The organism is Pandoraea pneumonica (genome assembly GCF_049918595.1).
GTDB lineage: Bacteria > Pseudomonadota > Gammaproteobacteria > Burkholderiales > Burkholderiaceae > Pandoraea > Pandoraea pneumonica_A.
Window position 1 is genome coordinate 84662 of the sequence record NZ_JBNCRZ010000002.1, and the last position, 25261, is coordinate 109922.

Annotated in this window: 21 protein-coding genes and 1 tRNA gene; 13 read left to right on the forward strand and 9 right to left on the reverse strand. The window is 61.2% G+C overall.

Annotated elements, in window-relative coordinates; translation table 11 throughout:
• Positions 1-46 precede the first annotated feature (46 nt).
• The 3 genes from ACPWR9_RS06950 to ACPWR9_RS06960 all read right to left on the reverse strand — a co-directional run bounded on the left by ACPWR9_RS06950 (position 47) and on the right by ACPWR9_RS06960 (position 3188).
• Positions 47-931, reverse strand: coding sequence for a sulfurtransferase (locus ACPWR9_RS06950; RefSeq protein ID WP_426297819.1), 885 nt, complete (start codon positions 929-931; stop codon positions 47-49).
• A 54-nt stretch (positions 932-985) separates the two neighbouring features.
• Positions 986-1840: a DMT family transporter gene (locus ACPWR9_RS06955; RefSeq protein WP_426297817.1), complete on the reverse strand. Its 855-nt coding sequence runs from the start codon at positions 1838-1840 to the stop codon at positions 986-988.
• Positions 1841-2072: 232 nt separating this feature from the next.
• Positions 2073-3188 (reverse strand): aromatic ring-hydroxylating oxygenase subunit alpha, encoded by a 1116-nt coding sequence (locus ACPWR9_RS06960; RefSeq protein WP_426297815.1) that lies wholly within the window; start codon positions 3186-3188, stop codon positions 2073-2075.
• Positions 3189-3417: 229 nt separating this feature from the next.
• Here ACPWR9_RS06960 and ACPWR9_RS06965 point away from each other — a divergent pair, with 229 nt between their 5' ends.
• From ACPWR9_RS06965 to folE2, 4 genes are all read left to right on the forward strand, one after another.
• Positions 3418-3684: an exodeoxyribonuclease VII small subunit gene (locus ACPWR9_RS06965; RefSeq protein WP_426297813.1), complete on the forward strand. Its 267-nt coding sequence runs from the start codon at positions 3418-3420 to the stop codon at positions 3682-3684.
• 88 nt (positions 3685-3772) lie between these two features.
• Positions 3773-4669: a polyprenyl synthetase family protein gene (locus ACPWR9_RS06970; RefSeq protein WP_426297811.1), complete on the forward strand. Its 897-nt coding sequence runs from the start codon at positions 3773-3775 to the stop codon at positions 4667-4669.
• A 180-nt stretch (positions 4670-4849) separates the two neighbouring features.
• Complete coding sequence (gene dxs, locus ACPWR9_RS06975; protein ID WP_426297809.1) at positions 4850-6775, forward strand: 1-deoxy-D-xylulose-5-phosphate synthase; 1926 nt, start codon at positions 4850-4852, stop codon at positions 6773-6775.
• 200 nt (positions 6776-6975) lie between these two features.
• Positions 6976-7779, forward strand: coding sequence for a GTP cyclohydrolase FolE2 (gene folE2 / locus ACPWR9_RS06980; protein WP_426297807.1), 804 nt, complete (start codon positions 6976-6978; stop codon positions 7777-7779).
• A gap of 67 nt (positions 7780-7846) precedes the next feature.
• Here folE2 and tsaD read toward each other — a convergent pair whose 3' ends face one another.
• Positions 7847-8878: a tRNA (adenosine(37)-N6)-threonylcarbamoyltransferase complex transferase subunit TsaD gene (tsaD, locus tag ACPWR9_RS06985; protein ID WP_426297805.1), complete on the reverse strand. Its 1032-nt coding sequence runs from the start codon at positions 8876-8878 to the stop codon at positions 7847-7849.
• A gap of 279 nt (positions 8879-9157) precedes the next feature.
• Between tsaD and ACPWR9_RS06990 the strand changes: the two genes are divergently transcribed.
• The 6 genes from ACPWR9_RS06990 (at position 9158) to dnaG (ending at position 16983) form a co-directional block, all read left to right on the forward strand.
• On the forward strand, positions 9158-10066 hold the full coding sequence (locus tag ACPWR9_RS06990; RefSeq protein WP_426297803.1) for a LysR family transcriptional regulator: 909 nt from the start codon (positions 9158-9160) through the stop codon (positions 10064-10066).
• 229 nt (positions 10067-10295) lie between these two features.
• Positions 10296-11396 (forward strand): M14 family metallopeptidase, encoded by a 1101-nt coding sequence (locus tag ACPWR9_RS06995; RefSeq protein WP_426297801.1) that lies wholly within the window; start codon positions 10296-10298, stop codon positions 11394-11396.
• Positions 11397-11538: 142 nt separating this feature from the next.
• The gene (locus ACPWR9_RS07000) at positions 11539-12819 is read left to right on the forward strand and encodes an MFS transporter (protein ID WP_426297799.1); all 1281 of its coding nucleotides are present in this window, start codon (positions 11539-11541) and stop codon (positions 12817-12819) included.
• A gap of 217 nt (positions 12820-13036) precedes the next feature.
• Entirely contained in the window at positions 13037-14287 is a 1251-nt protein-coding gene (locus ACPWR9_RS07005; protein ID WP_426297797.1) for an NAD(P)/FAD-dependent oxidoreductase, read from the forward strand.
• Positions 14288-14583: 296 nt separating this feature from the next.
• Positions 14584-15030, forward strand: coding sequence for a GatB/YqeY domain-containing protein (locus tag ACPWR9_RS07010; protein ID WP_426297795.1), 447 nt, complete (start codon positions 14584-14586; stop codon positions 15028-15030).
• A 69-nt stretch (positions 15031-15099) separates the two neighbouring features.
• Complete coding sequence (gene dnaG / locus ACPWR9_RS07015; protein WP_426297794.1) at positions 15100-16983, forward strand: DNA primase; 1884 nt, start codon at positions 15100-15102, stop codon at positions 16981-16983.
• 14 nt (positions 16984-16997) lie between these two features.
• Here dnaG and ACPWR9_RS07020 read toward each other — a convergent pair whose 3' ends face one another.
• Positions 16998-17498 (reverse strand): hypothetical protein, encoded by a 501-nt coding sequence (locus ACPWR9_RS07020; protein WP_426311987.1) that lies wholly within the window; start codon positions 17496-17498, stop codon positions 16998-17000.
• Positions 17499-17577: 79 nt separating this feature from the next.
• Here ACPWR9_RS07020 and rpoD point away from each other — a divergent pair, with 79 nt between their 5' ends.
• The 3 genes from rpoD (at position 17578) to ACPWR9_RS07035 (ending at position 20902) form a co-directional block, all read left to right on the forward strand.
• Positions 17578-19677: an RNA polymerase sigma factor RpoD gene (rpoD, locus tag ACPWR9_RS07025; RefSeq protein WP_426311986.1), complete on the forward strand. Its 2100-nt coding sequence runs from the start codon at positions 17578-17580 to the stop codon at positions 19675-19677.
• A 28-nt stretch (positions 19678-19705) separates the two neighbouring features.
• Positions 19706-19781, forward strand: a tRNA-Ile gene (locus tag ACPWR9_RS07030).
• A gap of 203 nt (positions 19782-19984) precedes the next feature.
• The gene (locus tag ACPWR9_RS07035; protein ID WP_426298027.1) at positions 19985-20902 is read left to right on the forward strand and encodes a LysR substrate-binding domain-containing protein; all 918 of its coding nucleotides are present in this window, start codon (positions 19985-19987) and stop codon (positions 20900-20902) included.
• Here ACPWR9_RS07035 and ACPWR9_RS07040 read toward each other — a convergent pair.
• The 4 genes from ACPWR9_RS07040 to ACPWR9_RS07055 form a co-directional block, all read right to left on the reverse strand.
• Positions 20889-22202, reverse strand: a complete 1314-nt coding sequence (locus ACPWR9_RS07040; RefSeq protein ID WP_426297788.1) for a spinster family MFS transporter — start codon at positions 22200-22202, stop codon at positions 20889-20891. The two genes, ACPWR9_RS07035 and ACPWR9_RS07040, sit on opposite strands and share 14 nt — an antisense overlap.
• Positions 22203-22285: 83 nt before the next feature.
• Positions 22286-23620, reverse strand: coding sequence for an NAD(P)/FAD-dependent oxidoreductase (locus ACPWR9_RS07045; RefSeq protein ID WP_426297787.1), 1335 nt, complete (start codon positions 23618-23620; stop codon positions 22286-22288).
• A 33-nt stretch (positions 23621-23653) separates the two neighbouring features.
• Complete coding sequence (locus ACPWR9_RS07050) at positions 23654-23986, reverse strand: hypothetical protein (RefSeq protein WP_426297785.1); 333 nt, start codon at positions 23984-23986, stop codon at positions 23654-23656.
• Positions 23987-24193: 207 nt separating this feature from the next.
• Complete coding sequence (locus ACPWR9_RS07055) at positions 24194-25102, reverse strand: DMT family transporter (RefSeq protein ID WP_426297783.1); 909 nt, start codon at positions 25100-25102, stop codon at positions 24194-24196.
• Positions 25103-25261: the final 159 nt, after the last annotated feature.

Sequence of the window (25261 nt, forward strand, 5' to 3'; positions counted from 1 at the left end):
CAGGGGCGGGGGCTACGGCGGCCCGTCCCGATGCCCGTCCGGCAACTCAGGGCTGCGAGCCTGTTGACACGGGGCGGCGCTTGTCGGCGCACCATTCACTCCACGATCCTGGGTACAGGCTGGCACCGTGCAGACCGGCGACTTCCATCGCGAGCAGATTGTGGCAGGCCGTGACGCCCGAGCCGCATTGCGAAATCACGCGCTCCGGCTGGCGATCTTTGCCGATGACCTGAATAAATTCTTCGCGCAGCGTCGCTGCTGGCTTGAAGCGTCCGTCCGGTCCGAGGTTGTCCTTGAAGAAGCGGTTCGCGGCGCCGGGAATGTGGCCACCGATCGGGTCGATGGTTTCGTTCTCGCCGCGATAACGATCCGGCGCGCGGGCGTCAATCACCAGCCGTTCATGCGAGCTGAGGTTGCGCTCGATGGCGGCGGCATCGGCCGTGGTGGCCAACGGTTCGCCCGGCGTGAAGTCGCCTTCGGGCGGTGCCTCGGGCGGTGCGGCGTCGAGCTTGAAGCCTGCGCTTTGCCAAGCCTGCAAGCCGCCATCCAGCACGGCGACAGACTCGTGGCCGAGCCAGCGAAGCAGCCACCACAGGCGAGCGGCATACATGCCGCCCTGCGCGTCGTATGCCACGACCTGTTGTCCCTTCGACAAGCCGCAAGCGGCCAGATGGCGCACCAGGGCGTCGCGCTCGGGCAGCGGGTGGCGACCGTTCTTGCCAGTGGGCTTGCCGGACAGATCGTGTTCGAGGTGGGCGTAGAACGCGCCGAAGATATGGCCTTCGACGTAGGCCGCTTCACCGGCGGCCGGGTTGGCGAGATCGAAGCGGCAATCGAAGATGATCACCGGGGCGCCGCCACCGGCGGCCGTTTGCATCAGCGCGTCGAGATTTTGCGGGCTGATGAGCGTGGTGAAATGCGTGTGAACCATGACGACTCCGCAGACGGGCGTGGGGGAGGGGGCGGACGAGGCCGCGGCGGCCACTCAGGCGGTGGTCGCGGGTCGGCGAAGTGCGGTCATGCCGCTCGCCACAATAAGCAGCATGCCGATCCAGCCGGCGAGCGCAGGCCAATCGTCCCAGACAAGCATGCTGATCAGTGTAGCGAAGATTACGCCGGAATATTGCAGATTCGCCGTGACGAGCGTATTGCCGAGACTGAACGCCCGCGTGAGCGCCGTCTGGGCGATGAGTGCGGCGATACCGATGCCGAGCATCAGGCCCGCGCCACGCCAGGTTAGCGCGTGCATGCCGTCGATAGCGACCCAGCCCAACCCGAGCAACACACCACCCGCCGAGAAGTAGAAGACGATGCGCCAGTCCGGTTCACCGGCGGCGCCCAGCTCCTTCACCTGCATATAAGCAATGGCCGAGAACACGCCGGAAATCACGCCGGCCAACCCGGCCACCCATGCCTGACTGTCGATGGTGGGTTGCAGGAGCAGTGCCACGCCGACAAATCCCGCGAAGATGGCGGCAACGAGCCGGAAATCGGTGCGAAAACTACCGCGCATGGCCGCCGTTGCCATCACAAGCAGCGAAATCCAGATTGGCGACATGTAATTGAGCGTCATCGCCGTCGACAGCGGCAACTGCGTCAGCGAATAGAACCACAAGCCGAGTGAGATGACGCCAGCCGTGCTGCGTTTGACGTGGGAGCCGAAGTGACGCGTACGAATCGTCTGGCCGCGCATGCGCGCAATCACCAATAGAACGATGACGCCGATCAGGCTTCGGTAGAGGACGATTTCGCCGGTGTTGTATTCGTTTGCCGCCAGCTTGATGCAGAGCCCCATCAACGTGAACATGAAGGCGGAGACCAACATCCAGAGCGATTGCATGGCGAGTGGTGGCCGACAGGCGGCGATGAGGGGCTATCGAGCGCGCATCTGAGCCGAATGGGATGGCGGATGGTGCCTTCGTCGCTCGGTCACTATCGAAAGCATGGCGACGATTCTAACGAAAACGGCGGGCACATGGCCCGCCGCTTTTGCATTTTTCGGCAAATATTTAATTCAGTCTCTCAGGCGCGACATCGTTGTCTCATGTAGTGAGATTCCAACGGGATGTGGCCTAAAAGTCACCCATCTGGCGGCGCAGAAACTCGTGGAAGTGTTGCATGCCATCTTCCATCGGGCTTTGGTAAGGGCCGACTTCTGACACGCCACGCTCGTACAGGGCGCGGCGTCCGGCATCCATGCGCTCGGCGATCTCGTCGTCTTCGCGCGCCGTTTCCATGTATGCCGCCCGTTCTGCCTCGATGAATTCGCGCTCGAAGAGGGCGATTTCCTCCGGGTAATAGAATTCGACGATGTTCGTCGTCTTCTGCGGGCCACGCGGAATCAACCACGACACGACGAGCACGTGCGGATACCACTCGATCATCAGATGGGGGTAATACACCATCCAGATCGCGCCGAAGTCGGGCGGGACGCCTTCGCGATAGCGCAGCAGCACGTCGTGCCACTGGCGATAGATCGGGCTGCCCGGTTTGGCGAGGCCGTCATGCACGCCAACCGTCTGAACGCTGTACCAGTCGCCGAACTCCCAGCTCAGGTCTTCGCACGAGACGAAGCTGCCGAGGCCCGGGTGGAACGGCACGACGTGATAGTCCTCGAGATAAACCTCGATGAACGTCTTCCAGTTGTAGTTACATTCGTGCACTTCGACGTGATCGAACATAAAGTTCGAGAAGTCGAGATGGTGCTTCACGCCCAGACGGGCGAGATCGGCCTGCACATCGCGGCCTTCTGCCTCGAACAGCAAACCATTCCAGCGTTGCAGCGGGAATTTGCCGAGATTCAGGCAGGGCTTTTCCGGGAAATGCGGCGCGCCGAGCAGTTCGCCCTTCGTGTCGTAAGTCCAGCGGTGAAGCGGGCACACGATGTTGCGCGCGTTGCCACGGCCATTCAGCATGACCGCCTGGCGGTGGCGGCAGACGTTGGATAGCAGTTCGATGCCGCCGTGCTCGCCCGCGCCATTGCGGACCAGCATGCGGCCTTCCTGCTCAGCCGGAAGGGCAAAATAATCGCCCGCTTCCGGGACCATCAGTTCATGGCCCACGTAACGTGGGCCATGTTGGAAAAGGACTTCACGCTCGCGGGCCAGGAGGGCCTCGTCGAAGTACGTGTAGACCGGCAATTGGCTCGAGGCCGGTTTCAATTGCAATGCGCTGCTTAGATTGGACATTCCCACTCCCGTCGAGCTTGGAAAGCAGTGAACAACCCAACCATCGAAAAATCGATTTAGGGGAACCGACGATTATACCCGGTATGTGCATCAAAGGGCTGCTAAGTCCATGATTTGCGTTAAATAATGTCCGAAAAATGTCGTCTCAAGCCCTTTTCAGGCAATTCGCGCTCTGCGAGCTGGGACGCTTTTGCCGTAAAATGGAACATTCGACCCGAATTTTGCGTTTATGGCCAAGACTGCAAAGTCGCAAGACGCGGCACCCGACGTGCCGCAAGACCTGCCCGAGACCTACGAAGCCGCCGTCGCCGAGCTCGAACAGCTCGTCGCGCGGATGGAAGGCGGAGAGCTGGGTCTGGAGGAATCGCTGGGGGCATACCGGCGCGGTGCAGCGCTGGTGAAATACTGCCAGGGTTTGCTCGAAAAGATAGAGCAGCAGGTCAAGGTGCTCGAAGGCGAAACGTTAAAGCCGCTCGACGCGACCCGCGACGAATAAACGGCATGTGAATACAAAGGCGCGTGAAGCGCGCCGCATGGCGACCCATAACACGCACGGCCTCAAAGGCACGTGCAGGACGAAGACGATGGCGGATCAGAATATCAAGGCTTGGATGCAGGCGGTGCAGGCTCGTGTGGAACAGGCGCTCGACGCCGCGCTGCCCAAGGCGGCCGATGGCGGCTCGGCGCGACTCAACGATGCAATGCGTTATGCAGTACTGGGCGGCGGCAAGCGCGTGCGCCCGCTGCTTTGCTTCGCTGCGGGCGAAGTGACGCAAGCCAGCGAAACGGCACTCGATCGCGCGGCTAGCGCAGTGGAAATGATCCACGCCTACTCGCTCGTGCACGACGATTTGCCGTGCATGGACGATGACGATCTGCGCCGCGGTAAGCCCACGGTACACGTGCAATATGACGAAGCGACCGGTCTGCTCGCTGGCGACGGTCTGCAAACACAGGCATTTGCTCTGCTGGGCGAAGCGACGTCGGATCTGAGCGCTGCCCAATCGCTCGCGTTGGTGCGCGAACTCGCGGTGGCCTCGGGCGCACTGGGCATGGCGGGCGGTCAAGCCATCGATCTGGAAAGCGTGGGCATCAAGCTCACGCAAGCGCAACTCGAAAATATGCATCGTCTGAAGACCGGTGCATTGCTGCGCGCTTCGCTGCGTATGGGCGCCATTTGCGGCCGCGCGTTGTCTGACGACGAAAGCGCAGCGCTCGACGCCTACGCAGCGGCAGTCGGCCTAGCATTTCAGGTAGTAGACGATATTCTCGACGCGACGGCCGACTCGGCCACGCTTGGCAAGACGGCTGGCAAGGATGCCGCCAACGACAAGCCGACGTATGTGTCGCTGATGGGGCTGGACGGCGCGCGTGGTTACGCAGAAAAGCTGCGTGCCGATGCCCATAAGGCAAGCGAATCGCTGGGTAACGCCGAGCGCCTTCGTGCGCTGGCCGATTACGTGGTCGATCGCATCAACTGATTGAAGTGAACAGCTGTAGAGGCGGTTTCGGCTGAGGGTTACGGGACCCGGAACCGTCGCGGTAGTGACAAGCAAGGGCAAGGAGGGTCGGCGCGATCTCCCCACAGAACGCACCGGCAGGACATCGGCGACAGCGCTCTGGGGGCGCTGCCCGACAATACGCCTACATATGGAACGACGATGTACGAACTGCTAAATACCATCGATGACCCGGCCGCATTGCGGCGTCTGGAGCGTCGCCAACTGGCACCGTTGGCCGAAGAGCTGCGCGCTTTCGTGCTCGAGAGCGTGTCGCGCACGGGCGGGCACCTGTCGTCCAACCTCGGCACGGTCGAGTTGACGATTGCGTTGCACTACGTGTTCAACACGCCGGAAGATCGCATCGTCTGGGACGTGGGCCATCAGAGCTACCCGCACAAGATCCTGACCGGACGCCGCGAAGCCATGGGCACGTTGCGTCAACTGGGCGGTATCTCGGGGTTCCCGAAGCGCGACGAATCGCCGTATGACACGTTCGGCACGGCGCACTCGAGCACGTCGATCTCGGCAGCGCTCGGCATGGCGCTGGGCGCGCGCACCAAGGGCGAGCACCGCTTCGGTATCGCCGTGATCGGCGATGGCGCGATGACGGCCGGTATGGCGTTCGAAGCGATGAACAACGCGGGCGTGCACGAAGACGTGCCGCTGCTGGTCATCCTGAACGACAACGACATGTCGATCTCGCCGCCGGTCGGCGCACTCAACCGCTATCTCGCACGCCTGATGTCGGGCCGCTTCTATGCCGCAGCGAAGAAGGGCGTGGAGAAGGTGCTGAGCGTGGCGCCGCCGGTGCTCGAACTTGCGCGCAAGTTCGAAGAGCATGCCAAGGGCATGGTCGTGCCGGCAACGATGTTCGAAGAGTTCGGCTTTAACTACATCGGCCCGATCGACGGTCACGACCTCGATTCGCTGATCCCGACGCTCGAAAACATCAAGAATCTCAAGGGCCCGCAGTTCCTGCACGTGGTCACACGCAAGGGCTACGGCTACAAGCTGGCAGAAGCCGACCCTGTGCTCTATCACGGCCCAGGCAAGTTCAACCCGGCCGAAGGCATCAAGCCGAGCACGAGCAGCAAGAAGACGTACACGCAAGTGTTCGGCGACTGGCTCTGCGACATGGCTGCCGCAGACAAGCGCGTCGTCGGTATCACGCCTGCGATGCGCGAAGGCTCGGGCATGGTCGAGTTCGAGAAGCGTTTCCCGGAACGTTATTACGATGTCGGTATCGCCGAGCAGCACGCCGTGACGTTCGCTGGCGGTATGGCGACCGAAGGGCTCAAGCCGGTCGTCGCCATCTACTCGACGTTCCTGCAACGGGGCTACGATCAGTTGATCCACGACGTGGCGCTGCAAAACCTGCCGGTCGTGTTCGCTCTGGATCGCTCGGGTCTGGTGGGTGCCGACGGTGCGACGCACGCGGGCGCGTACGACGTCGCTTACCTGCGCTGCATCCCGAACATGGTCGTGATGGCGCCGTCCGACGAGAACGAATGCCGCCAGATGTTGTACACCGGCGTGCAGTTCGACGGTCCGTCCGCCGTGCGTTATCCGCGCGGTGCCGGCACGGGCGCTGCGATCGAACAGACGATGACGGCTCTGCCGATCGGCAAGGGTGTGGTGCGTCGCGAGTCGCAGGCCGAAGCTGGTCGCCGCGTTGCGATTCTCGCCTTCGGCAGCATGGTCGCTCCGGCACTGGCTGCGGCGGAACAGCTCGATGCGACGGTCGCCGACATGCGCTTCGTCAAGCCGATCGACGATGAGTTGATCGCGCGTCTGGCGCAAACGCACGACTACCTCGTGACGGTGGAAGAGGGCAGCATCATGGGCGGCGCAGGCTCGGCTGTCGCGGAATCCCTGCTCGCGGGTGGGGTTACTCGCCCCGTACTACAATTGGGCCTGCCCGATCGCTTCATCGATCATGGCGACCCGGCATTGCTGCTGGCTTCGGTCGGCCTCGATGCCACGGGTATCGCAAAGTCGATCGCCGAACGATTCGACCTCAAGTCGCAAGCTGCGGCAGAGGCATCGAAGACATCGGACAAGGTGACGACAAAGCTCGTCGCCTGATCGGTCGGTCGTCGTAGTGCCTAAACGATCCGGCTTGCGCGCCGGATCGTTTCGTTTTAAGAAGCGCTTCCCACATCTCGTGCCGGGGTTCTCCGGCACGTTCCCGATGACTCTCGCCAGAGGCTCGCGAGCCCGGCATCGGAATGCGTTTGCCCATTGCCTCCCCCCAAGTCGGCTTGCCGGCACAGAAGGACGAATAGATGAACCAGATGAACCCCGCTTTCGTAATGCCGGACGTGCAAAGCAGCGTCGACACGCGGCAGATCCCGATTCAGCGCGTTGGCGTGCGTGGTGTGCGTCACCCGCTGTCGGTGCGTCTTGCTGGTGGTGACGTGCAGGCAAGCGTCGGCCTGTTCAATCTCGATGTGCATCTGCCTGCCGATCAGAAGGGCACGCACATGTCGCGTTTCGTGGCACTGCTCGAAGAAAATCGCGCGCCGCTCGATCTCGCCGCATTTCGCACGATGCTCGACAACATGCTCGTCAAGCTCGAAGCCGAAGCGGGGCGTATCGAAGTGACCTTCCCGTACTTCATCAACAAGACGGCGCCGGTCTCCGGCGTGCAGAGCCTGATGGACTACGAGGTGACGCTCACGGGCGACGTGCGCAACGGTGTGTCGGGCGTGTGGCTCAAGGTGCTGGTGCCGGTGACCAGCCTGTGCCCGTGCTCGAAGAAGATCTCGCAGTACGGCGCGCACAACCAGCGCTCGCACATCACGATCGACGCGGAGATCGATGGCGACATCGCCGTGGAAGACCTCGTGCGCATGGCGGAAGAAGAAGCGTCTTGCGAACTGTGGGGGCTGCTCAAGCGCCCGGACGAGAAGTACGTGACCGAGCGTGCCTACGAAAATCCGAAGTTCGTGGAAGATCTGGTGCGCGACGTGGCGACGCGTCTGAACAATGAGCCGCGCGTGGTGGCTTACGTGCTTCAGGCCGAGAACTTCGAGTCGATCCACAATCACAGCGCCTACGCCGTGATTGAGCGTGATAAGCGCGCTTAAGCGATCTGTTTCGCTGAAATAAAAAACCGCTCCTCGGAGCGGTTTTTTATTGGGCGTCCGATACGGCTCAGACGCTGCGTACGATATCGGCCAGATCCCAGCGCGGGCGCACGGTGTAGGCGTATTCGCTGTCGGCTTCGTCCGGCCAGTGTTTGAGTCGCATCGCCCCTGCAAATGCGATCATCGCGCCGTTATCGGTGCAGAACGCGAGGTCGGGGTAGTGCACGCGATACCCGCGTCGCTTGGCGGCTTCGTTGAGTCCTTCGCGCAGTTGCTTGTTGGCACCTACGCCACCCGCGACGACGAGGGTCTTCATGCCGGTTTGCTTGAGTGCTGCCATCGACTTGGCGACGAGGACATCGACAATCGCGTCGACGAATCCGCGCGCAAGATCGGCTTTCTCCTGCTCGCAGACATTGCCGCCCAAGTTGCGCACTTGGGTAAGTACGGCGGTCTTCAGGCCGCTAAAGCTGAAGTCGAGATTGCCGGAGTGTTTCATCGGACGCGGCAAATCGTAGCGCCCCGGGGTGCCGAACTCGGCCAGCCGCGACACTGCGGGCCCGCCCGGATAGCCGAGGCCGAGTAGCTTGGCGGTCTTGTCGAAGGCTTCGCCGGCGGCGTCGTCGAGTGTTTCGCCGAGCATGGCGTACTGTCCGAAAGCACGTACTTCCATCAATTGCGTGTGACCACCGGAGACGAGCAGCGCAACGAACGGAAAACCGGGCGCATCGGGGGCCAGCAGCGGGGAGAGCAGGTGGCCTTCCAGGTGATGGACGCCAACCACGGGCCGGTCGAGCGCAAAGGCCAGCGCGTTCGCCACACTGGCGCCGACGAGCAGCGCGCCAGCAAGCCCGGGGCCTTGTGTGTAGGCGATGGCATCGACCGCGCTGAGCGGCTTGCCAGCCTGTGCGAGCACTTCCTCGGCGAGCGGCAGGGCGCGTCGAATATGGTCTCGCGATGCGAGTTCCGGCACCACGCCGCCATACTCGCGATGCATGGCGATCTGCGAATGCAAGGCGTGCGACAGCAGACCGGCCTCGGTGTCGTAGAGGGCGAGTCCGGTTTCGTCGCAGGAGCTTTCAATGCCTAGAACCAGCATGGCGGGAGGAGAGGCGCGTGGCGTCTATCAAAATGAATAACCGGGAAGTATACCAGTCGCTCCGTCCCCCCGTTTGGTATCACGGACGCAATCCCAGGGAGCATCCCGGGTGGCATGATGCGGAGAACGGCGGATTTTGGATCTCGCGATATCATTTCCTGATCACCGGCATCGCCAGACGTCGGTCCAGAAACCGATGACGACGGGCGGGGCGGTCCCCACTTACCACTGACCGCCTCGCCGCCCCTGCCACATCCCGATCTCGCACGAGCGCTCCGCATGAACCTCCAGCATCTGCATGCATTCACGATCGTCGCTCAACAGCAAAGTATCCGTAGCGCAGCACGTGTCCTCGGTCTGTCGCAACCGGCGGTCACGCGCATCATGCGCGAGCTCGAGCGCAACGTCGACACGCATCTGTTGCACCGCGGGAGCAAGGGCATCGAGCTGACGCCGTACGGCCACGCCCTGCTCAAGCGTGCTCACCTGATCCTCGAAGAAGCGCGCAAAGCGCAGGACGAACTCGATCAGATGCGCGACGGTGCGGGCGGCAGCCTGAACATCGCCATCTCGTCGACGTCGGCGCTGTCGCTGTTTCCGCTGGCGTTGCAGAAGTTTCGCGAGCGCATGCCGCGCGTCGAGCTGACGATCAGCGAATCGTCGCCGCCGCACACGCAGGACCAGCTTGAAGCCGGGCGGATCGACTTCGCCGTGCTGACCGAGCTCGAAGGCGTGGTCACCGACGGGTTCGACCGCACCATCCTCATGCCGATGCAACTTGTCGTTGCGGGGCGCAAGCGTCATCCGTTACGCAACGCGAAGTCGATCGCCGAGTTGCGCGACAGTCTTTGGCTCGTGCCGGGCGTTGGCGACACGGCAACCGACTACCTGAGCCGCGTATTCCACGACCATCGCGTGAGCCCGCCGCAGGACGTGATCTCTTGCCGCTCGATCGTGACGGCATTGAGCATCATGGAGAATTCCGACGCCCTCGGTATCTTCTCGCGTGTCGTGCTCGACCGGCGCCAGCGCATCGCGAGCTTGTGCATGTTCCACCTGGCCGAGCCGCTGCCAATGGCGGCGTTGTCGCTGGTTACGCGCCCCCAATCGCAGCCCACACCGGCCGCGCGTTGTCTGATGGACTGCCTCGCCGAAGCTGCGGCAAGCGTAGCGTCGCTCGACGGCTAAGTGGGCGGTGGGCACGTTTCGACACCGGCACTCGGTTGCGTGGTGTGATAACAAACACTGATATCAGGAATAAATTTCTTATCTTTTGGGTATAGGGTCGCGGGGATAAGATCCTCTGAACTCGTCAGAGCGCAGATCACTACCGCGTCGCATCGAACGCAAGCGTCAACGAGTCACGACAACCGACACGCTCGCTGGCGAAGCCAATGGGCGACCGAGGAGGATGGAGATGACGGCTTCACAACACATCGACCGCTATTTTTCGGCGACGTACGCGCAGGCGCGCGAGCGTTTTCTGGCGGCTGCACGGCAGCGCACCGACCGCATCGACTCGTACGCCGTCGAGGCGACAGGTGCGCAGGGCGAGGCCCTGGCAACGGACGTGGCGATGATTGCGCCACCGAATGCCAAGCGGCTTCTGATCCTGACGTCTGCTACGCACGGCGCCGAGGGCCACTGCGGCTCGGGTTGCCAGCTCGCACTGCTCGACGACGCCTCGATGCTCGCGCGTGCGGCCGAGTCCGGCGTTGCACTGCTATTTGTCCACGCGGTGAATCCGTACGGCTTTTCGTGGAGCAGCCGCACCAACGAAGACAACATCGACCTGAATCGCAACGCGCAGGCCTTCGGCGAGCAGCCGCTGCCGGTCAACGCCGACTACGCCGACGTGCATGGCTGGCTTGTGCCTGCGGAGTGGCCGCCCACGCCACAGAACGAGCAGGCGATTGCGGCATACATCGAGCGAAATGGCCTGCAACGTTTTCGCAATGCCGTGTCCGCTGGGCAATACACGCACGCCGATGGCCTGTTCTACGGCGGACACGCGCAAAGCCGCTCGCTCCAGACCCTCTCGCATGTGCTGCGCACACAGGCGGCGAGCTTTGCCGATATCGGCTGGATCGATTACCACACGGGGCTCGGGCCGGAAGGCCACGGCGAGAAGATCTTCGCCGGTAGGCGCAATGCCGAGGAGGTCGAACGCGCCCGGCAGTGGTGGGGCGCAGACATCGCGGTGCCGTTCGCCGGGACATCGGCGTCGGTGGACGTCACCGGTCAACTGGCGTCGACGATCTATACCTGCTGCCCCGAGTCGCGCCCGACATTGATGGCGATGGAGTACGGCACGCAGCCGTTTGAGGCTGTCGTCGGCGCGCTGCGCGGCGAGGCGTGGCTGCGTGCGCACCCGGATGCGCCGGCTCACGTTGCGGCTGCGCTGCGCCAGCGTGTGCGCGACGCGTTCTATTGCGACCACACCGCGTGGAAGGGCATGGTGCTCGGCCAGAGCCGCGTGGCGGTGCTCCAGGCGCTGTGCGGCCTGGCAGCGGCCTGAGACTGTGACCTAAGTCTGCGGCCTAAGTCTGCGGCCTAAGTCTGCGGCCTAAGTCTGCGGCCAGTGGCGCCTCGCCGTCGCGGCAGGGCGTTCGCCATATCTCCATCGATCAAGCAGGTCTTTCGTTGTCCAAGGAATCGCCATGAACAATGCGTCGCTTGTACTGCCCGCCGAAGCGAAATCGGCCCCGCCCGCGTGGCGGGCCATTGCGGCTGCCACCATCGGCAATGCGCTCGAGTGGTTCGACCTCGTCGTCTACGGCTTTTTTGCCGTCACCATCTCCAGACTGTTCTTCCCGGCCGGTGACGGCACCGTGTCGCTGCTGCTCACGCTCGGCACGTTTGGCGTCTCGTTCTTCATGCGCCCGCTCGGCGCGATCGTGCTCGGGGTGTATGCCGACAAGGCCGGGCGCAAGGCGGCGCTCACGCTATCGATCACGCTAATGATGGTCGGCACGCTGCTCATCGCCGTGATGCCAACGTACGCGTCGATTGGCGTGCTGGCGCCGGTCGGACTGGTGCTGGCGCGCATGATTCAGGGCTTCTCGGCAGGCGGGGAATTCGGCAGCTCGACGGCGTTTCTGGCCGAGCAGAACCCGGCTCGCCGTGGGTTCTTCGCCAGTTGGCAGGCGTCGAGTCAGGGCATGACGACCTTGCTGGCATCGGTCTTCGGTGCGGTGCTCACGAGCCAGTTGAGTGACGCCCAGATGCAGAGCTGGGGCTGGCGCATTCCGTTCCTGTTCGGTCTGATGATCGGTCCGGTGGCGTATTACATCCGCACGCACATGGATGAGACGCCCGAGTTCCAGGCCGTCGAGGCCACGCAATCGCCGCTGGCCGATACGTTCGCCCATCAGAAAGAACGGTTGGTGCTCGCCATCGGTGTGGTCATCCTCGCGACGGTCTCGGCGTATCTGATCCTGTTCATGCCCACGTATGCGGTCAAGCAGCTTGGCGTGTCGGCGTCGACGGTCTTTACCGCCATCATCGCTACCGGTGTGATCCAAACCGTGGGGGCGCCGATCGTCGGTCATCTGTCGGATAAACATGGGCGCACGGGGATGATGCTCGGCGCCGCTGTGCTGTTCCTGCTGCTCTCGTGGCCCGCGTTCTATCTGCTCGACATGCACTCGACGTTTGGTGTGATGATCGCCGTGCAGGTCGGCATCGGTATCGTGACGGTGATCTACTACGGCGGCATGCCCGCGCTGCTCAGCGAGCTGTTCCCGACGCAGATTCGCACGACGGGGATGTCCATCGCCTATAACCTTGCCGTGACGATCTTCGGCGGCTTCGCCCCGTTCATCATCACTTGGCTGATCCAGGTCAGCGGCAGCAAGCTCGCCCCGAGCTTCTATCTGATGGGCGCTGCGGTATTGAGCATGGCAGCGCTGCTGCGGATTCGGGCGTTGAAACTGCGGTAAAACAGGCGGCGTTCGTGTCGCGCAAGATAAAAAGCCTTCGACGTCACCATCGAGGGCTTTTCTGCTTCTGAGGTGCGTGCGAATTAAGCATTGAGTTCCGCGGTGCTTCAGGTATCATTCGCCCCTCCTTATGAAGTCCGTCTGCCGCTTTCTGTAAGCGATTGATAAATATAAATAATTCGCCTGATACTGTGCGGGTTTTTGAACGTTGCGCGCCATGGAAAAGTTCGATGTAGCGATTGTGGGTGCCGGTGCGGCCGGCCTGATGTGCGCGGCGGCGGCCGGGCAACTCGGGCTGCGCGTCGTCCTCATCGATCATGCGACGCGTCTGGCGGAGAAGATCCGTATTTCGGGCGGCGGACGCTGCAATTTCACCAATATCAATGCCGGACCGGCGAATTACCTGTCCGAGAACCCGCGTTTTTGCCGATCGGCGCTGGCACGCTATACGCCGCGTGATTTTCTCGATTTGCTCAAGCGCCACCGTATTGCGTGGCATGAAAAGCACCGCGGGCAGCTCTTCTGCGACGAAAGCGCCGAAGACATCATCGAAATGCTCCGCAAGGAGTGCGCCGCCGGGCACGTGCACTGGCGTATGCCTTGTACGGTGCATACCGTCACGCACACCGAGGCGGGCGGTGCACATCCGTACCATTTGACGACAGATGCGGGGCATATCGCGGCAAAACGGCTCGTGATTGCCACGGGCGGGCTGTCGATCCCGAAGATCGGTGCGACCGATTGGGGCTATCGCATCGCAAAGCAGTTCGGTTTGGAGATCGTGGAGCCGCGTCCGGCGCTGGTGCCGCTGGTGTTCGATGCGGCGACGTGGGCGCCATTTGCCGGTTTGTCGGGGCTTTCGCTGGAAGTGGACGTTAGCACCGGGAAGGGCAAAGAAGCCGGTAGTTTCCTGGAAGATCTGCTCTTTACGCACCGTGGCTTGTCTGGGCCTGCGATTTTGCAGATTTCCAGCTTTTGGACGCCGGGACAGCCTATTTCGCTGAATCTGGCGCCCGCAACCGACATCGAGGCGGCGCTGTTCGAGGCGAAAGCCACGTCGAAACGTCAGCTTGGCAATCTGCTCGCCCAATGGGTGCCGGCGCGGTTGGCCGAGGCGTGGGTGGCCAATAGCGGCCTTTCGCCCCAGGCGCGCGTTCAGGAGCTGTCGGACAAGGCTTTGCGCTCGCTGGCACAGGCGTTTTCCGGCTGGACGTTGAAGCCGTGCGGGTCCGAGGGGTGGCGCAAGGCGGAAGTCACGCGCGGGGGCGTCGATACGCGGGCGCTGTCGTCGACGACGCTCGAAGCGCGCAAGCAGCCGGGTTTGCACTTCATCGGCGAAGTCGTCGACGTCACGGGCTGGCTGGGCGGTTACAACTTCCAATGGGCGTGGGCGTCGGCAGTGGCCTGTGCGCAGGCGATGTCCGAAAGCGTGCGCGCGGCGGCCCCAGGAGGCGACGCCCTGTCGTAGACGGCGACTAGATCGCTGTGATACGCTCTCTCCTTCGTGGAGACGGCGCTTTCTGGTAGGTCAAACGTCCGCCGAAACCCGTTCCGATGCCGCCGATGTGCGGCATCTGCGTCTCTGTCGAGCCCGCTTGTGAATCGTCCTCCAAGCGGGTTTTTGTGTTTTTGCCACTGTTTGTTGCCTGCGCCGGTGCCTTGGCTGCGGCCGCAAGCGGTGTGCGTCAAGCCTTGCCGGCCGTCCTTTTCTTTGGGGCGGCATGCACTACACTGAAACGTATTCGAATTCCGGAACCCCTGCTCATGAGTCTGAAAGAACGCATCACCGAAGACATGAAGACGGCCATGCGTGCCAAGGCCGCCGACAAACTGGGGACCATCCGCTTGCTGCTCGCCGCGATCAAACAGAAGGAAGTCGACGAGCGCATCACGCTCGACGACACGGCGGTAGTGGCCGTGACCGACAAACTCATCAAGCAGCGCAAAGATTCCATCAGTCAGTTCCAGGCAGCCGGCCGAACCGATCTGGCCGACAAGGAGGCCGCCGAAGTCGAAGTGCTTCAGGTCTACATGCCGCAGCAACTCTCGGCAGATGAGGTGGCGCAGGCCGTGAAGGCCGCCGTGGCGCAGACTGGCGCGGCCGGTCCGCAGGACATGGGCAAGGTCATGGGCGTACTCAAAGGCCAGTTGGCCGGGCGCGCCGATATGACGGCCGTGTCGGCGCAGGTCAAGGCGGCGCTGACTGCGTAATCCGAAAATGCGGTTCGGCACCGTCGCTTGGGCGATGGCGTCAGACTGCGTTGCGATGGCATCTATCCAGTGATTCCCCAGCCGTTCTTGCAGGACTTGCTCAACCGCGTCGACATTGTCGAGGTGGTGGGTCGTTACGTGCAGTTGAAGAAGGGCGGGGCGAACTTCATGGGACTTTGTCCCTTTCATAACGAGAAGTCGCCCTCATTTACAGTGAGTCCGACCAAGCAGTTCTATCACTGCTTTGGGTGTGGCGCGCACGGCAGCGCGATCAGCTTCCTGATGGAGCATGCCGGTCTTGGTTTTGTCGAGGCCGTCGAAGAGTTGGCCCGCAACGTCGGGTTGGACGTGCCGCGTGAGACGCCGCTACCGGGCGCACCCGCCGCAGCCCAGCAGCGGGCGCAGACCTTGGGCCTGGTGGATGTGATGACGCGTGCGTGCGACTACTACCGCAAGCAATTGCGGGGTGCGCGCACGGCCATCGACTATTTGAAGGGGCGTGGCCTGACGGGCGAAATTGCCGCCCATTTCGGTCTGGGGTATGCCCCGGATGGGTGGCAAAACCTCGAGGCGGCATTCCAGGATTATCGCGACGATCAGTTGCTCGATGCCGGGCTGGTTATCGAGAGCGATAAGGGTGAGCCGGGTACCGCGAAACGTCGTTACGACCGTTTCCGCGACCGGATCATGTTCCCCATCCGGAACACGAAGGGGCAGGTGATTGCCTTTGGCGGACGGGTGTTGGATAAGGGCGAGCCGAAGTATCTGAATTCGCCGGAGACGCCGCTCTTCAATAAGGGCAGCGAGCTTTACGGCCTGTTCGAGGCACGCGCCGGTATTCGCGATGCGGGCTATGTGCTCGTGGTCGAAGGTTATATGGACGTGGTGGCGCTGGCACAACTGGGCTTTCCCCAGGCGGTGGCGACACTCGGTACGGCTTGCACGCCGATGCATGTGCAGAAGCTGCTGCGCCAGACCGAGACGGTGGTGTTCAGCTTCGATGGCGATGCCGCGGGACGTCGCGCGGCGCGTCGGGCGCTTGAAGCGTGTTTGCCGCATGCCGACGACAACCGGAGCTTCAAATTCCTGTTTCTACCGACCGAGCACGATCCGGACAGTTTCGTGCGTGAGTACGGCACCGACGCGTTCGCGGGCGAAGTGTCGCGCGCCATGCCGTTGTCGCAGTTCCTGATCGGTGAGGTGACATCGGGTAAGGATATGCAGCAGCCGGAAGGCCGCGCACGGGCGCTGTTCGAAGCCAAGCCCCTGTTGCAGCAGCTTCCCGCGAATGCGCTGCGTGGACAGATTCTGCATGCTTTGGCCGAGCGCGTAGGCAATTCCGTAGAAGAAGTGGCGGAGTTGTGCGAGTTGCAGGTCAGCGCGGTGCGCCGTGCCAACGCCTGGGACAAGGCGCCTGCCAAGCGGGAAAAGCGGCGCGTGGTTGGGACTGAGCATCGTGCTTTGCAGAACCTGCTGATGTTCCCGGCCCTCGGAAACGAATTGACCGAGGACGAGACCAAGATATTGCGGGAAGTGACGCAGCATGCGGAAATCTTCTCGGAAGTGCTTGGGCACTGCCGCGAACTGGGTGAGCAGGCCGATTTCCGCTTTATGCACGATCGCCTGCGAGCGTCGCCGAATTGGGCCAGTTTTGACGATATCGTCCGGGAAATTCTCGCTTTCGAGGAAAATGCCCGCGATTTGATGCTGTTCGATCCGGCAGACGAGGCGCAGGTCGAGCGTCGAGAGGAGCAGGTGACGTTGCGGCTGACCGAGCTGCGTAGCGCGATTCGGCGCTTGCAGTACGACAGTCTTTGCGACGAGCTCGAAACAATTTTCAAACGGACGTCACTGACGCCCGATGAAATCCGCCACGCTCAGGCGGTGTCGCGGCAGCGCGACGAACTGAAGCGGCTGCTGGCTCCGGTCAGCACAGGAGGCGCGCGAAGTTGAGGTAAGTCCGCGTGCTATAATAGAAAGTTTTCAGTGGGCTGTTTTCTGGCAAGCGAGATCGCTATGGCAAAGATGACAACGACCAGCGGAAAAAAGACGGTTATCCCTGCACCGAAGGCAAAGCGCGCGACAAGCGCGGCGGCGGCATCCGGTGGGAAGGGGGCGTCTCGTTCTGCGCAGGCTGGCGTTGCAGTGAAGGCCGCAAAGACATCGCAAGCCACGAAGAAGACAGCCAGCCCAGCAAGTTCGGCGAAACGTACTACGCAAGTTAAGGCAGCCGCCGGCGCAAAATCGACGACGACCGGCAAGACGGCTGCAAAGGTGACCGATGTCACCACGCGCAAGAGTGCGACCGCCGCAAAGGTGGGGGTGGCGAAAGCTGCCAAGCCCACGGTGAAGTCCGAGCCGCCCGTCAAGGCGACGAAGGCGGCGACCAACCCGAAGGCGACGGCCGGCGAGAAACCGCAGGCCCGACAACCCGCTGAAAAAAGCGCGAAGAGCGCAACTACCGCCAAGGCAGCGACCTCGGCGGGCCGCAGTACACCTGCGACGCAGGCTCCACGCAAGACCGGGGCCTCCCGCAAATCCGAAGCTGTGGAAGTCACGGCGGCAGAAGTTGAGTTGCGCGTTCACAAGACGCGTGGCAAAGCCGCGAAGACCGCCATGTCGGATGAGCAGAACGTCGCAGCGAATACTAACGATCAACCCGTGAACGAAGATCAGACCAAAGTGGAAAAGCAGAAGGCGCGTGATCGCCGGGCAAAAGAGAAAGCACTGCTCAAGGACGCATTTTCCTCGCACCAGCCCGGTACGGCCGAGGAACTTGAGGAACGTCGCGGCAAACTGAGGACACTGATCAAGCTGGGCAAGGAACGTGGCTTCCTGACCTTTGCAGAGATCAACGACCACCTGCCCGACGACGTGGTGGAGGGCGACGCGCTGGAAGGCGTGATCGCGACGTTTAACGACATGGGCGTGGCCGTCTACGAGCAGGCGCCGGATGCCGAAACGCTGTTGCTCAACGACAATGCGCCGAATGCAGCAACGGACGACGAAGTCGAGGAGCAAGCGGAAGCGGCCCTGTCGACGGTCGACTCCGAGTTTGGCCGCACGACGGACCCGGTGCGTATGTACATGCGCGAAATGGGGACGGTCGAGCTGCTGACGCGCGAGGGCGAAATCGAGATCGCCAAGCGTATCGAGGAAGGCCTGAAGCACATGGTGCAGGCGATTTCCGCGTGCCCGACGACGATCGCCGAGATTTTGGCGATGGCCGAAAAGGTCGAGCGCGAAGAAATGCGCATTGACGAAGTGGTCGATGGCTTGATCGATCCGAATGCGGACGCTGATGCGGCGGCTTCGGCCTCTGACGACGAAGACTTCGACGCGGATGCGGACGAAGAGGCGGAAGAAGAGGAAGAAGAAGCCGACGAGGAAGACGACAGCAGCAACGGCGGCGGTGCTTCGGCAGCGCAGGTCGAGCAGCTCAAGCGTGACTCGCTGGCCAAGTTTGCCGCGATTGCCGATTGGTTTGGCAAGATGCGCCGTGCGTTCGAGAAGGAAGGTTATCAGTCGAAGCCGTACGTGAAGGCTGGTGAAGCCATCCAGGCCGAGCTGATGACGATTCGCTTCACGGCGCGTACGGTCGAGCGTCTGTGCGACACGCTGCGTTCGCAAGTGGACGAAGTGCGTAACGTCGAGCGCGCGATTCTGTACATCGTGGTCGACAAGTGCGGCATGCCGCGTGCCGATTTCGTCGCACGCTTCCCCGGCAACGAAACGAATCTTGACTGGATTTACACCGTTGTGGCCGACAACAAGGCCTACAGCTCGGTGGTCGAGCGTAACGTGCCGGCTGTGCAGGAACTTCAGCAGAAGCTGATCGACTTGCAAGCGCGTGTCGTGTTGCCGTTGGCGGAGTTGAAGGACGTCAATCGCAAGATGTCGGAAGGCGAGCGTCGTGCCCGCAAGGCCAAGCGCGAGATGACCGAGGCGAACTTGCGTCTGGTGATTTCGATCGCGAAGAAGTATACGAACCGTGGTTTGCAATTCCTGGATCTGATTCAGGAAGGCAACATCGGCTTGATGAAGGCCGTGGACAAGTTCGAATACCGTCGTGGTTACAAGTTCTCGACGTATGCGACGTGGTGGATTCGTCAGGCGATTACGCGTTCGATTGCTGACCAGGCCCGTACCATCCGTATTCCGGTGCACATGATCGAAACGATCAACAAGATGAACCGGATTTCGCGTCAGATCCTGCAGGAAACCGGTGTTGAGCCGGATCCGGCGACGCTGGCCGAGAAGATGGAAATGCCGGAAGACAAGATCCGCAAGATCATGAAGATCGCGAAAGAGCCGATCTCCATGGAGACGCCGATCGGTGACGACGATGATTCGCATTTGGGCGATTTCATTGAAGATACCGGCACGGTGGCGCCTGCGGATGCGGCATTGCATGGTAGTATGCGCGACGTCGTGAAGGACGTGCTTGATTCGTTGACGCCGCGCGAGGCCAAGGTGCTGCGCATGCGCTTCGGTATCGAGATGAGCACGGATCACACGCTCGAGGAAGTGGGTAAGCAATTCGACGTGACGCGTGAGCGTATTCGCCAGATTGAAGCCAAGGCGCTGCGTAAGCTGCGTCACCCGAGCCGTTCCGACAAGCTCAAGTCGTTCCTCGAAGGCAATTGATTGCTGCTGAGCGAGCGCCGGTAGTTAAGGGCCGTTAGCTCAGCGGTTAGAGCAGGGGACTCATAATCCCTTGGTCGCTGGTTCGAACCCAGCACGGCCTACCAAGAATAGGGCCAGCAGACGAAAGTCTGCTGGCCCTTTTTGTTGTTGGATTCAGCTATGGGCTATGTTTTGCAATGGTCTATGCTCCCAGGACATCCAACTTCACGTCGCAGCAGCCAATGGCAGGCGCTATCATGCCTAGATTGATTTAGCCGCAAAGACCGCACTTATGTCGACGTACCACACGCGTCTACCCTCGTTGAACATGATTGCCGCGTTCGAAGCCTCGGCTCGGCATCTCAGTTTCACTCGCGCGTCCGAGGAGCTACACCTTTCTCAAGCGGCCATCAGTCGGCAGGTGCAGTCGTTGGAGAGCCGCCTGGGTGTCGACCTATTCGTGCGGCGACACAAAGAGATTGCGCTGACGCAGGCCGGGCTGCTCTTCCAGGAAGCTATCGCCGAGGGACTCGCCGGAATCCGCAACGCCATCTCTCACATTCAAGGCTTGCAAGACACATCTGTGACGATTTCGGCCAGTCTTGCGATGGCAAGTTTTTGGCTAATGCCAGCGATTCTGGAATTCAGGGAAGCACATCCCGACATCCTCATCCGTGTCCTAGCCAGTGAAGAAACGAGTAGCTCTGTGCCGGTGGGCGCAGACTTGTCCATACGCTATGGCATCGTTGCGCAGCGCTCACTTCAGGCCTCCAAACTGTTCGACGAGATTGTCTTTCCGGTCTGTACACCATCGCTCCTGCGAGGGAAAGACTCACTGGCGCTGGGCGACCTTGCCAACGAACCGCTCGTCGAACTCGACTCTCGGATAACGGCCTATGGCAAGTGGGGGCCGTGGCTGCAAGCGGCCGGAGTGGACACACCTCCGGCACGCTTCGCGTTTCATATGACGACGTCAGACCTTGTGTATCGGGCGGTGTATGCCGGGAAGGGAATCGGCCTGGGCTGGTCTTATGGCTCCCTCCGTGACCTCAAAGACGGCACGCTTGTTAAGGCGACGCGAATGCACCTGCGTACTGGCTTCGCCGAATACATCGTTACCTCAGCCAACGAGATTCCTCGCGCGTCTACTGCCTTGTTCATCAAATGGCTCCTCCAATACGCCGCTCGGCAACGGGAGGAGATTCAGGAGATTTTGGAGGGAGATATCGAACTCAAGCTGCCGTGACCGAACCTTGTTGCGTGCGCCCGTCTGATGCCATATCGCCCCGACGTTGGACATGGCGGGCAGCCAAGAAGAAATGCCCCGCGGCCCAGAATCCAGTCAATGCTGTGCAAGTGAGCACATAGCGTAGCGATTCACCTGGAAGCGCCACTTTCGCGGCCACTACATCAGAGAGAAAACCAAGTAATTGCGGGGCGATTACCAGATTCGCAACGTTTGTGGCGAACACAATAATGCCGATAACCTGACCTCGCATTGACGGCGGAGCAAGATTCTGCGCCAGCGAGATGGTCGGTCCGATGTACACGTATACGGTCGGAATAAACACCCACAACATCACCGTGACGACTGAAAGCGAATGGCTAGCATACGAAAGCACCGACGGGATGGTCGCCATCATGGTCACGACCGCGACAAGGCGCGCCTGGAACTTATCGATGTTGCCCTTGGGCTTGCGTAGTACAAGGGCAGTCAGCAGCATGGCTGCCGTTCCGCCGACACCGTAAATCGTGCCTAGCGCGTCTCCAGCCGCCCCGGTGGTCAGGTGAAAGCTTCGCGACAAGAATGCTGGCGTCCACCAAAGCAACCCCCAGCCCCAAAACGTCACCACTGCACTGCCCAAGACCACGTGCAGGAGCGGCCTTGATTTGCCAATGAAGCGAAGCGTGTCGACAAACGACGCTTTAGCCGATTGTTCGGAACCGGAGTCGAACGTTCCGCGCTTGGGTTCGCGCATTCCCAGCAGGACAAGCAGGGCCAACGGAATGCCCGCCGCACCAAACACCAGAAGCACCGCACGCCAACCGTAGTGGTCTGCAATCCAACCACCTCCAGTCGCGCCAAGGTATGCGCCGATAGCGGCACCAATCGAGAATAGCGACATCGCCGTGCCCCGTGCTGCTGGTGCGAACTTGTCGGCCAGCAGCGACACGGAGGCTGGCATGCTGCCAGCCTCGCCCATGCCCACGCCAAGGCGTGAGACGAACAGCGAAACTAGCGACGTGCTCATTCCACAGATCATCGTGAACGTTGACCAGATGGCCAATGCGGCTGCCACCATTCGTTTTCGGTGCACTCTGTCTGCGAGGATGCCTAACGGCATGCTGAGTGTCACGTAGAACAGCGCTAGAGCTGTGCCAGTCAGCAGGCCGACTTCGCTGTCGGTGAGAGAAAATTCGTGCTTTATTGGCTCAATCAGCGTCGATGCCACGAATCGGTCTGCGATATTCACGGCATAAACCGCGGTGAGCAGAATCAACGCCCACCACTTGCCAAATGCCGATTCAGATTTGTTGTCGGTCATGATGTCTCACTCCATTCGCTTCCCGAGGGAAGTCGGTCCTTGTATTTTTTATTTCTGAAATTTCAGGTAGCAGCTTTTCAGGCTTAGCGTTCGGACCTCCCGCGCCACTTCTCGGCGGCAACGTAGGCTCGGACGCCGACATCTAGGAACGGGCGTCGAGGCAATGGCGCCGGTGTTCCTTGTTTGAGCATGTCCTCGATGTAAGGGTGTTCGGTATCGCTCGCTAACTCGGCAGCCAACACGCCCGCTGCCGTCTGTTTTGCGATTCCGACGCCACTGCAAATAACCGCTGCGTAGACGTTCTCAGCCAGCTTTCCCCACCCGGGGGCACCGTTACGGCTCATCGCCAAATATCCGGCCCAGAAGTGCTCGAAGCCAACATTCGGAAGTGTCGGAAACCGCTCGCGAAAGCGCTCGCGATGCGCCTGCTGCATATGAGCTCGAAGTTCCGGTGAATGACGAAGCGTCGGCGCGTAGGCGAATCCGTATCGCACCAGGATTCGATGGTCTTGCGTGTATCGCAGCGTCGGCCCGGCAAGAGCGTGCGCAGGCGTTATCCCCCAATCGGATACGTTCCCAATACGCTGCCGTTCCTCCGCCGCTAACGGCCGGGTCATACTCGCGAAGAGAACAAACGGCAGCGCTCGCCCGCGGAAATAGCCAAATCGATTGATGAAGGCGTTGTTGCCAAGGATGACCTTGCGCGCGCGAACGCTTGCGCCGCTGGCGACCGTCGCCACAATATTCGGGCTTGTCTCTAGCGCTAACACTGGACTGTTTTCGAATAACTGCACGCTTGCCGGCAGCGTCTCGGCGAGCGCACGTGTCAGTGCGGCCGGGTTCAGCAGACGCGTGCCAGGCGTGAAAATCGCGGCGTCATAGTAGGCCGTGCCAATCCTGGCTGCGAGCGCGTCTCCCTGTAGAAACTCGTATGACTCCCCGAGCGCGTCCAGTTCGGACATGGTCGGCCTGAGCAATTTTCGCGTCATCTCGGGCGAGACTGCTGCGTCGAAGCGACCTCGCTTGCTCCATTGGCACGCAATACTGTGCTCAGCGATCACCGCTTCCAAGTAGCTGATGCCAAAGCGGCTCAGCCGCATGTTGCGGTGACCTTTTTCTGGATTGGCTGGGTCGTGGTCTCCGTTGTGCGGTAGGTCAATTGCAAACCCTGCATTGCGCCCCTGCGCGCCTTCTCCGCACTGCTGGGCCTCCAGAACGCCAATCGTCTGTGTTGGATTGAGTGTTGCGAGTCGTCTCGCCGCAGCCAAGCCGGCATACCCGCCGCCGATAACCAGCCAGTCAAATGTTTCGTCTTTTGATACAGGTGGGCGGGGCGTTCTGGGGGAAAGGATTGCGGACCAACCATTAGACCGGTCATCGGCCGGTAGCATCCATGTATTCGATTGCGTTGTCGTCATGTTGAGCTCTGATGTCTGAGGAGTGAACGGCGCTCAATTTTTTGTAACGACAAACACAAACTCGGCATCGGCGCCGAAATACGTAACGGTTGTCCCTCGCTTGATGTGCAGAAATTCCCCGGCGGTAGCGGTGAAGTCACCGTCCTCAGTGGAGACGCCAAGCACCCCACTCAAGACGAAAAGCGCTTCGTCGTAGTCGAGCGTCTTGGCGGATGAACGCCCGTTGGCCCAGCGGCCCAACCCTGATGCGAGACGGCTGCCGGTACAGCTATTTGCCCACGCCAGTGATCCATCGCCAGCGCCTTCACGAGAACGCCAACTGACATCCGCCGCATGCGTGATCGCGACGCCTTGATTTGTCTCCATTTTTCTCTCACTTAAGTGACGTTATATGGAGAAAAATTCTAGGGCGCGCATTGGAACGGCGAAACCAGCAATCCGGTATGCAATGCATGCGGGAATGTAAGGCACGGCAAACGTCCCGAATCTACAGGCTCGCTTGATGATTGGCGACTAGCGGTCGTGGGTAAACGCTAGGTTCTCCTGTCGCCGTGCGGCAAGCTCCACGGCAATTCAAGCTTCTGTCGCAACCCCCGTCCTTTGTTGAACCGATTGCACTCGCTTGGCCTGACTCAGCGCGACCCCGCAGATCGTCAACCCACCGCCCCACAGGTGATAAGCGTGCAGCGCTTCGCCCAAGAAAATCGCCGCAACGACAGCCGTCAGGATCGGAATGAGGTTCATGAATACAGCCACACGATTCGCGCCGAGGCGTTGCACCGACAGCATCCAGACGAACGGCGCAACGATCGATCCGGGAATCGCGGCGTACAGCACCATCGCAATGTTCGACGACGAGTACTGCATGGCTGGTGCGAGCAAGAAGGTAGGCAGCAGAAATACCAACGCACACGCCATTTGCACGTAAATCGACGTGAATGCGGGCATCGGACTGGCCCAGCGCTTGAGCAAGATGCCGTATGCGGCGAACGTCGACGCGACTAAGAGCATCAGTGCATCGCCTCGGCCAACGCCTTGCGAAAGCAAAACGAGCGCGTCCCCCTTGGTCATCACAAGCAGAATGCCAACGAAGGACAGCGCGATACCGAGCATGGCCCGGCGAGACGGCACATCACGGAAGAGTGCCGTGTTGAGCAGCACCGTTAGCAGCGGGACCAACGACAGCAAAATGCCCATGTTCGTCGCGGTCGTAAAACTCGCGGCGTAGTATCCGACACCCTGACAAAGCGCCATGCCGAGCAATCCCAGCCCGGCGAGTTTCGGAAGGTGAGTCCATATCACCGCACGATGCTGCACAACGCTCTTGGCGACAAACGGCGTCAACACTACGAAGGCGACGAACCAGCGATCAAAGGCGATGACACCGGGCGGAATGGCACCGGCGGCAAGCTTGTTCACGATCGCATTGCCCGCCCAAATACAGACAGCGAGCAGACTAAGGAAAAGGTATTTCGGGGGCATGCCACGGCTCCATCGGCGCAATGGGGCTAGAATAGCCAATATCCGTTTGTCGATATATAACGACTTTCAGACAATCATGAAGAGAACCGGACAGCGAATCGCGGCAGCCGATTCGGTAGCACTACCGCCACCGGCACCGCTGACATTCAGGTCGGCAAC